The sequence below is a fragment of the Bacteroides sp. An279 genome (assembly GCF_002159615.1).
Lineage (GTDB): Bacteria > Bacteroidota > Bacteroidia > Bacteroidales > Bacteroidaceae > Phocaeicola > Phocaeicola intestinalis.
Genome location: NZ_NFJA01000044.1, coordinates 22,536 through 31,423 on the forward strand (window position 1 = coordinate 22,536; position 8,888 = coordinate 31,423).

6 protein-coding genes are annotated in these 8,888 nt (G+C 47.0%); 2 read left to right on the forward strand and 4 right to left on the reverse strand.

Annotated features, from left to right (window positions below; all coding sequences use genetic code 11):
• Positions 1–25 precede the first annotated feature (25 nt).
• Positions 26–196 (forward strand): hypothetical protein, encoded by a 171-nt coding sequence (locus tag B5F78_RS17190; RefSeq protein ID WP_158098033.1) that lies wholly within the window; start codon positions 26–28, stop codon positions 194–196.
• Between the two features lie 516 nt (positions 197–712).
• On the opposite strand, the gene B5F78_RS09360 is transcribed toward B5F78_RS17190, so the two are convergent.
• Positions 713–1,999: a histidine-type phosphatase gene (locus tag B5F78_RS09360; protein ID WP_087406565.1), complete on the reverse strand. Its 1,287-nt coding sequence runs from the start codon at positions 1,997–1,999 to the stop codon at positions 713–715.
• Between the two features lie 124 nt (positions 2,000–2,123).
• A complete protein-coding gene (gene mfd, locus B5F78_RS09365) occupies positions 2,124–5,492 on the reverse strand; it encodes a transcription-repair coupling factor (protein WP_087406566.1) in 3,369 nt (1,122 codons plus the stop codon).
• Positions 5,493–5,567: 75 nt separating this feature from the next.
• Here mfd and B5F78_RS09370 point away from each other — a divergent pair, with 75 nt between their 5' ends.
• Positions 5,568–7,745 carry a CDC27 family protein gene (locus tag B5F78_RS09370; RefSeq protein ID WP_087406567.1) on the forward strand — a complete coding sequence of 726 codons (2,178 nt, stop codon included), beginning with the start codon at positions 5,568–5,570 and terminating at the stop codon, positions 7,743–7,745.
• Positions 7,746–7,943: 198 nt separating this feature from the next.
• On the opposite strand, the gene lipB is transcribed toward B5F78_RS09370, so the two are convergent.
• Positions 7,944–8,615: a lipoyl(octanoyl) transferase LipB gene (gene lipB / locus B5F78_RS09375; RefSeq protein ID WP_022039325.1), complete on the reverse strand. Its 672-nt coding sequence runs from the start codon at positions 8,613–8,615 to the stop codon at positions 7,944–7,946.
• Positions 8,616–8,705: 90 nt separating this feature from the next.
• Positions 8,706–8,888 (reverse strand): hypothetical protein (locus tag B5F78_RS17195; RefSeq protein ID WP_162608515.1); only part of this gene is annotated, 183 nt, incomplete at its 5' end.

The following is an 8,888-nucleotide window of genomic DNA, read 5'->3' on the forward strand; positions in this document are numbered from 1 at the left end:
GAAGCTGTTTTGAATTTATCGTGCGATGATTTGGGATGAGTTTTTGAGGCATTTCCGCTTCTGTGATGAGGAAGATAGCGGGCTATCTGACGAAGAACAGGAGCGAAAAGGACCAAAAAATCGCCCAAAGCACACACGAAAACGGATACATCAAGCCAAGAAAAACTTTTTGGAGAAATTCAAAACAGCTTCTTAGTAACAGGCAATCTTATTCCTGCAGGAAAAGGCGTAAGCGGAAGTACACAGAAAATCGTCACCTTTGCCTGCAAATCACCAGTATAATATAAGGTATATGGATTTATCGAATTAACTGGGTATCGCACGACTCACGGAAGAAGAGCGGAAACGTTTTTTCGCTGAGTGTGGAAAGAATTGCGTGCGCAACGGCGTGTTACCCATTTACGAAAAGCTGTACAAAGATGCCAACGGCAACATGGATACATTCTTCCGCAAAGCAAACGAACTGCCTGGAGTCAGCGGAGAGGTTGAAAGAAGGACAGATATACCGTCTTTCCTTTCTGGAATGCACATGCGGACTGCACACAGAGGGGTATGTCCGCACACCCCTGCTGTGTGAATGCTCACATCAAAGCGTACTCTATGCATTGCACAGCCTGTGGCAGGAACATGATTTCCGTGTAACGCTCTGCTGTTCCATCCTACAGGGCAACGAGAAGTGCATAATGCAGATTGAGGTAATACAAGGCAGAAGTCAATCTTCCTGAGTCACTTCCACATCGGGTAAGGAAATACTATCGACTACCTTCTGCCAGTAAGCACGGACATCTTTCCAATGGTAGAAAGGCGCACTGTCGGTTTTGACGGGAAGCGTCACCTCACGCTCGTTCAGAAGAAGCTTCACCAGAATGTCATCATTACCCGGCTTGCGGAAGAAAATGAGTTGCACGTTGCCGCACATCGGAATAATACGGTAGGTGCGGTAGGTATCGGCTATCTTTTGCCAATCACCGGTAGAAGCAGACAAATGATTGCACCCCATCAGCGTGGCCAAGGGAGCCAGATTGGTATCATGCCCATAACGAAGGGTAACGCAATTCCGTTTCGAAGCGATGACCGTATCGGCAGTCTCTACAAAATTACGAAGCAGGTTACGTTCTACCTTGTACATACAAGCACCGCTCAGCGGGGATGCGCCTTTCTCGTAATACCACTCGAAGTTATTACGTTGCCACAAGTCGTAACGTTCATCTTCGGTAAACAAGAACGCCAAATCAGGCTGATTGTAACTGCTTTGGCTGATTCCGTCCAGTTCGAAGAGGTCCATCATCAGTCCCGTAGGATCTTCCACAGCCTGAGGACGGGTGAAGAGCTGCTTCATCAGACGGTCAGGATGCACGTATATGCTGTCGGCAGCACGATAGACCGAATCAGCATTCGCCAAATGGACAGCTTCGTAGGGTTCGTTTTTATACTTTATATAATTAAGGTCATGATTGCTGGCATCGTTGGTGATATTCAATTTCGGATTTAAACCTTTCAGCTCCACACACCCGGCGGTCATCGAAAGGAAAGCACGGGTCTTATAGGTAGAGCGGGCATCTACGTGTACACCTTCGGTAAACACTTGCGGATAACGGGCAAACATACGGCGTACCAACTGGCGATGTTGTTCAGCTCCTTTCGGAGTGAGTTCTCCATAGCGTCCTTCGGCTTCCTGCGCCAGACTTTCCACAATCTCGAGTGCCCGTTTCCCATCGGCAGTAAGGATATGTTGCTTTTCGGCATCACGCAAGACAGCCAAGGGCTTATCGTATTTTTTCTGCTTGGTAAGATAACGTGAACCGTGACGGGCGAACATCGAGATGTAAAAGGGTTCATAACCTTCAGGAGCCGGAGTAAGTTCCACGGACGGAGCCTGATAAGCATAATACTTACCGGCTGCCAAAGCCGGGTTTTGGCGGATTTCATCCTTTGCGGTCTGTGCTGACACTGACAAGGCAACACAAAACAAGGGAACAAACGATAACAATCTTTTCATACTATCTTATAAATAAAAAACGGATGTAAATGTAGAGATTCTTCCCTACACTTACACCCGTTGATACGTTAAAAGATAACGTCAGCCTTTGAAATGAAACAAGACTGAAATATGTTTGTCACGCTTATTGCGCCGGCATACTTACGATCTCTTGCATAATGCGTACGGCGGTCTGCACGTCTTTTACGTCTTTGATGACCATGCTTCGCTTACCGTTTTGCTCGCGCAGGTTACATATACGCGGGTTCTGTGACATATAGTTGATTATTTTCCCGAACGCCTCGCTTTGATAATAGGGGCTCTCCAGGTTGCTGACAAAATACAGCGTCATCCGCTCTAACTTGAGGATAACCTTTTCGATGCCCATCCGTTTCGCCATCCGGCGCAAGGGAACGATACGTATCAGTTCTTCTCCTTCGGGCGGAATCTTGCCGAAACGGTCTACCAGCCTTGCCTTGAAGGCTTCGACATCCTTGTCCAATTCCAGTTTATCCAATTCGCGGTAAAGCAGCATACGCTCGCTGCTGCTGGGAATGTACTCGTTGGGGAAAAGCAATTCGAGGTCGCTCTCTACCGTACATTCGTCAACAAATCCCTCTCCGCTCAGTTTTTCTTCACCCGCTTTGATTTCATCGGCATAAAGTTCGGCAAACTCATCGTTCTTCAATTCAGTCACCGCCTCTGCCAGAATCTTCTGATAGGTCTCATAACCCAGGTCGGCAATGAAACCGCTCTGCTCAGCACCCAGCATATTCCCGGCACCGCGGATATCAAGGTCCTGCATGGCAATGTGAATGCCGCTTCCTAAGTCGCTGAAGTTCTCGATAGCTTGCAAACGGCGTTTGGCTTCGGGGGTCAGAGTAGACAAGGGGGGAGCCAGCAGATAACAGAAAGCTTTCTTGTTGCTCCGCCCTACCCGTCCGCGCATCTGGTGCAGGTCGCTCAATCCGAAATTCTGCGCCTGGTTAATGATGATGGTATTGGCGTTGGGAATATCGATACCGCTCTCGATGATGGTGGTGGCAAGCAACACATCGTAATCATAATTCACAAAGTCGAAGATGATTTTCTCCAGTTCTTCGGGTTTCATTTGTCCGTGCCCCACGCACACACGGCAATCGGGAATGTTACGTTCTATCATCGCTTTCAGTTCGGACAGATTCTGGATGCGGTTGTTTACGAAAAACACTTGCCCGTTACGGCTCATTTCAAAGTTGATAGCATCGGCAATGATTTCTTCATTGAACGTGTGCACCTCGGTCTGTATGGGATAACGGTTGGGCGGCGGGGTCTGGATAACCGACAGGTCGCGTGCTCCCATCAACGAAAACTGCAAGGTACGCGGAATAGGCGTAGCGGTCATTGTCAGCGTATCGACGTTCACCTTCAGCTGACGCAGTTTTTCCTTCACGCTCACGCCGAACTTCTGTTCCTCATCGATAATCAGCAATCCAAGGTCTTTGAACTTCACACTCTTGCCGATAATCTTGTGCGTGCCTATCAGGATGTCTATCTTTCCGTCGGCAAGTTCCTTCAAGATACGGCTGGTGTCTTTTGCCGTACGGGCACGGCTCAAGTAGTCTACCTTGCACGGCATTCCTTCCAACCGCTTGCTGAACGTCTGGAAATGCTGGAACGCCAGCACGGTAGTAGGTACCAGCACTGCTACTTGCTTGTTGTCGGTCACCGCCTTGAAGGCTGCACGCACAGCCACTTCGGTCTTGCCGAATCCTACATCGCCACACACCAGACGGTCCATCGGACGGTCGCTTTCCATATCTGCTTTTACCTCTTGTGTAGCTTTCAGCTGGTCGGGCGTATCTTCGTAAAGGAAACTTGCTTCCAGTTCGTGTTGCAGAAAACTATCGGGGCTGTACTTGAAGCCCTTTTCCTGCTTGCGGCGCGAATAGAGCTTGATAAGGTCGCGGGCGATGTCCTTGATTTTCGTTTTGGTACGTTCCTTCATCTTCTCCCACGCCCCGGTACCCAGCTTGCTGATGCGAGGCTGCTCGCCTTCTTTCCCTTTATACTTCGAAATCTTATGCAACGAATGGATGGAAACGAAGACTACATCGTCATTTTGATATACCAACTTGATAACTTCCTGCGTAGTGTTCCCATTGGGGATGCGCACCAGTCCGGCAAACTTTCCGATACCGTGGTCGATATGCACCACATAGTCTCCCGGTTCAAACTGGCTCAGTTCTTTCAGCGAAAGCGCTACCTTTCCGCTACGTGCCTTGTCGCTGCGTAAATTGTATTTATGAAAACGGTCGAATATCTGATGGTCGGTAAAAATGCAACACTTCAGTGTATGGTCGATGAAGCCTTCGTGCAAAGTGCGGTCTACCGGCACAAATGATATCTTATCGCCACGTTCTTGAAAAATGTCACGCAAGCGGTCGGTCTGCTTCACACTGTCCGAACAGATATACAACTGATATCCCCGCTGCCGGTAATCGGTCAGGGTGCTCGCCACCAAATCGAAATTCTTATGGAAAATCGGCTGAATGGAAGTTTGGAATGCCAACGTTGCCTGAGGAGTGCCTGCCGCTTTATGCCCAAAATCTATCCGCCGGAAAGACAATGCCTTTTGCAGAAAATCAGGCCCGGAAATTAATTTTTTCCGCAAATTTACCCAGTCGGTTTCCTCCCCTTCGTATGCCTGCACTGCCTGAGGAGAAAAAACCTCATCGTGTACCGTCTGGATACGCTCACGCACCCACATCAAGTCTTTGACCCACAGCACACATGTCTCAGGGACAAACTCCAACAGACACACATCCCCGTCAGAAGCCTCCGACAATTCGGGAACAATACTTACCGCATCTTTCTTCTCTTTCGAAAGTTGCGAATCCACCTCAAACGTACGAATACTGTCTATCTCATCACCAAAGAAATCAATACGATATGGATATTCTGATGCGAACGAATATACATCGAGAATACTTCCCCTCATTGCAAACTGTCCTGGCTCATACACATAGTCAACACGATGAAAACCGTATTTTACCAATTCTCCGGTTATCACTTCCTTATCGATGTGCTGTCCGATACGAAGACACAACATCCGTTCATCCAGCGACTTTTGGGATACCACTTTTTCTGCCAACGCATCGGGATAAGTCACCACCGTAACAGGTTTCTCCTGTTTCAACCGTGCCAATACTTCCGTACGCAATATCTCATTGGCTGCATCACGCTGACCATACTTAATGGCCCGCCGAAACGAAGAAGGGAAAAACAAAATGTCTTCATCACCATCGGCCTGTACCATATCGTGATAAAAATATCCTGCTTCTTCCAAATCATTCAAGATAAAAAGATTCACCCGGGAATACTGCTTAATGAAAGCCGATGCAAAAAAAGAAGCACACGAAGCATGAGTGCCTTCCATAAAAACAGTACGTATATCTTGATTCTGCAAAAGTTTCACCAAAGCCCCCACATTCGGATGTTTGGCATAAATTTGTTGAAGTCCAGCTATTTCCATTGTAATTCCTATAGATGGCGCAAAATTACAAAATTATTGCTACATTTGCACTTGTCAAACCAGATAAAAAACTTTATGCACGAACACATCATCGAACTGTTAGACCAACGGCGGCTGAAAGAAGCACTCGTCCAGCTGCAAGCTTTTGCCGTAGAACTGGAAGACTGGCAATTGAATGCAGACATCGAAAGCCTGTCAACTACATACAATTATATGCTGCAATACGCAGCCCAAGGAGTAAACGACCCCGAACGTGGGAAAATGTACTGCCACTTGTGGAGAAGAGCATATGAACTGGTCGACAAGGCAAACTTCATCAAAACTGGAAAACGCGGAACTGGATATTTTGCCGACACCTACCGCCGGCAAATGCAACACCCTGCACATTCGTTGCAAGAATTGCAAATGACATTGGAAATGTTAAGCGAAGACATGGCATTGTCACAACTTCCAGTGACCGAACCGTTGCAGACAGACAAAAAAGAAAATCCTTTTATCAGACATGAACAGACGGTAGATGAATTATTTTACAAAATATGGACTTCGGCACAATGGTCGGAAAACGAACAGAACCAAGCCGAAGCCTTTCTCTCGTCATTGCTGATACCAGCCAACGATATTGCCGTGATGCTCAGTGCAACCACCCTCAGCCTGCTACACATATTCGACAGCCGCAAGTACCAATTCCTTATCAATGCCTATCAATCAGGCACCGACACGCTAGTCACCCAACGGGCACTGGTAGGTATAGCCCTGGTAGCATACTACCAAGAGGCACGCCTCAACCTCTATCCCGAACTGCTGGCTGCCCTTTCACTGCTCACCGAAAAACCGAAAGCAGCTAAAGAACTGCTCACCATACAAATTCTACTCCTTCTTTCACGCGAAACAGAAAAGATAAGCAAAAAAATGCGTGAAGAAATCATCCCGCAAATGATGCGTTCTGCCAACATAGCCAAAACCGACCTGAAAATTTTAGACCTGGAAGAACTGGAAGACAAAAATCCGGAATGGAGCAAAGGAATGGCACAGGTGGAAAATACCATCCGTGAACTAGGCGAACTGCAAATGGAAGGAGCGGACACCTACATGAGCACATTCTCACAACTGAAAAGTTATCCTTTCTTCCGGGAAGCAGCACATTGGTTCTACCCATTTGATAAACAAACCCCCGAAATAGCTCCACTCTTCAAAGACGAAAAAGAAGGACAACGCTCAATGATGGGACTGATAATGGACTCACCAGTCTTCTGTAATTCAGACAAATACTCATTCTGCCTCACGCTTTTCAACCTGCCCGAACAACAACGTCAGTACATGACTTCGCAGTTCAATGCACAAACCGAAATGCAAGCGGAACAGATACAAGCACTTTCTGAAACATCAAAAGACTTTCAAAAACCCGAAATCGTCAGCCGGCAATACATCCACGACCTTTACCGCTTTTTCAAGCTATGGATGTACCGCAACGAAGTGGACGACATATTCAAAAGCAAACTTGACCTGTGGAACTGCCAAGCACTCGGTCCGCTGTTGCACCACACCGAAGCCATCAAGCATATCGCCGACCACTTGTTTGCCAAAGATTATATGGAAGAAGCATCACAGCTTTATCTCCGGCTGAGCCAGGAAGAAAAGCCCAACGCCGAAATCATGCAGAAGCTCGGCTACACCTACCAGAAAATGAAAAACTATGAGGAAGCCATCCGGGCATACCTTCAAGCCGACCTGCTCAAGCCCGACCATCTTTGGACTTTGAAGCATCTGGCACAATGCTACAAACGTACCCGACAATACTCAAAAGCATTGGAATACTACGAGAAAGTGAAAGAAATGAAGCCCGATGACTTGAATATTCTGCTCCAAATCGGACAATGCCTTGCCACTCTCCGCCGCTACAAGGAAGCATTGGCATACTTCTTCAAGGTTGAATACTTGGACAATGCACCTGCCAATGCACAGCGTGCCATAGGCTGGTGTTACTTCATGACCGGTAAATACGAAGATGCGCTCCGGTTCTATCGCAAACTGACAGATACACCCGATAATGTACCAATGGCCGACTGGCTGAACACCGGACACGCCTACCTGGCACTTGGAAAAATTCCAGAAGCCTTGGAACATTACCGGAAAGCTGAAAACAGCTGCATAAGCCATGAAGCATTTATCCAGAACTTCAAAAACGACAAAGAAGCATTACTTGAACAAGGCGTACCCGAAGACACACTTTACCTTATTCCAGATATGCTGTAAAAGACAAAAAAATGAATGCCCGCAAACAGCCAATACATACCCCTGAAAAATGAATATATACTGCATACGCAGTTGAATATATACTGCATACGCGGTTGAATATATACTGCATACGCCTACGGATATATACTTCATCGGCAAATGCAGTACTACTGCGTTTTCAACTCAGTCAGATTGGCTAATTGCGGACATGCATTATTAAAAGGAAACAAGGTGCGCACGGAGTTCCTTTTCCAACCTCAAGCATACCTCTTCCATAGGAATTTCCATACCGGTTTCCTTGGCTAACGAGGTCACTCCCTTATCGATGAAGCCACACGGATGGATGTAACCGAAATAACGCAAATCGGTATTCACATTCAGTGCCAATCCGTGCATTGTGACAAAATGGCTGCTCCGTACTCCGATAGCACATATTTTCCGCTCAGAAGAAGTGCCGATGTCCAGCCATACTCCCGTAGCTCCCTTCACTCTTCCGCCCTCAATGCCATAGGAGCGGCACACACCGATAACTGCCTCTTCAAGTACCGAGACATATTCTTTCAATCCCAAATGAAAATCTTCCAGACAAAGGATGGGATAACACACCAGCTGCCCGGGTCCATGAAATGTAATGTCTCCTCCCCTGTCGATATGAAAAAGCTCTGCACCTATCCGCTTCAGTTGTTCTTTGCCCAACAACATATTCGTCTCTTTCCCGTGCTTTCCCAACGTATATACAGGGGGGTGCTCGCAAAACACCAACCGGTTAATATAAGATACATGGCCGGCACGCGCCGCAATCACCTCATTAAACAAACGAGACTGGCGTTCCCATGCTTCCTGATAAGGAATCATACCCCAATTTTCTGTTTCCAACGATACTTTCATTTTGCCTTTCGCTTTATATTATGAATTCCGCATCCAGCCAATATCCCCCCTGAAAACGAAGTTATATTCATAAACCATTCCAATCAACTGCTACAGCCCGCGAAGACAACTGAAACGGTAAAGTTGAGAAGCTGTTTTGAATTTCTCCAAAAAGTGTTTCTTGGCTTGATGTATACGTTTTCGTGTGTGCTTTGGGCGATTTTTTGGTCTTTTTCGCTCCTGTTCTTCGTCAGATAGCCCGCTATCTTCCTCATCACAAAAGCGAAAATGCCT

Bases quoted from the DNA above. Each gene is read 5' to 3' on its own strand.
- B5F78_RS17190 (WP_158098033.1), top strand. From the start codon at position 26: ATGATTTGGGATGAGTTTTTGAGGCATTTCCGCTTCTGTGATGAGGAA.
- B5F78_RS09360 (WP_087406565.1), bottom strand. From the start codon at position 1,999: ATGAAAAGATTGTTATCGTTTGTTCCCTTGTTTTGTGTTGCCTTGTCA.
- mfd (WP_087406566.1), bottom strand. From the start codon at position 5,492: ATGGAAATAGCTGGACTTCAACAAATTTATGCCAAACATCCGAATGTG.
- B5F78_RS09370 (WP_087406567.1), top strand. From the start codon at position 5,568: ATGCACGAACACATCATCGAACTGTTAGACCAACGGCGGCTGAAAGAA.
- lipB (WP_022039325.1), bottom strand. From the start codon at position 8,615: ATGAAAGTATCGTTGGAAACAGAAAATTGGGGTATGATTCCTTATCAG.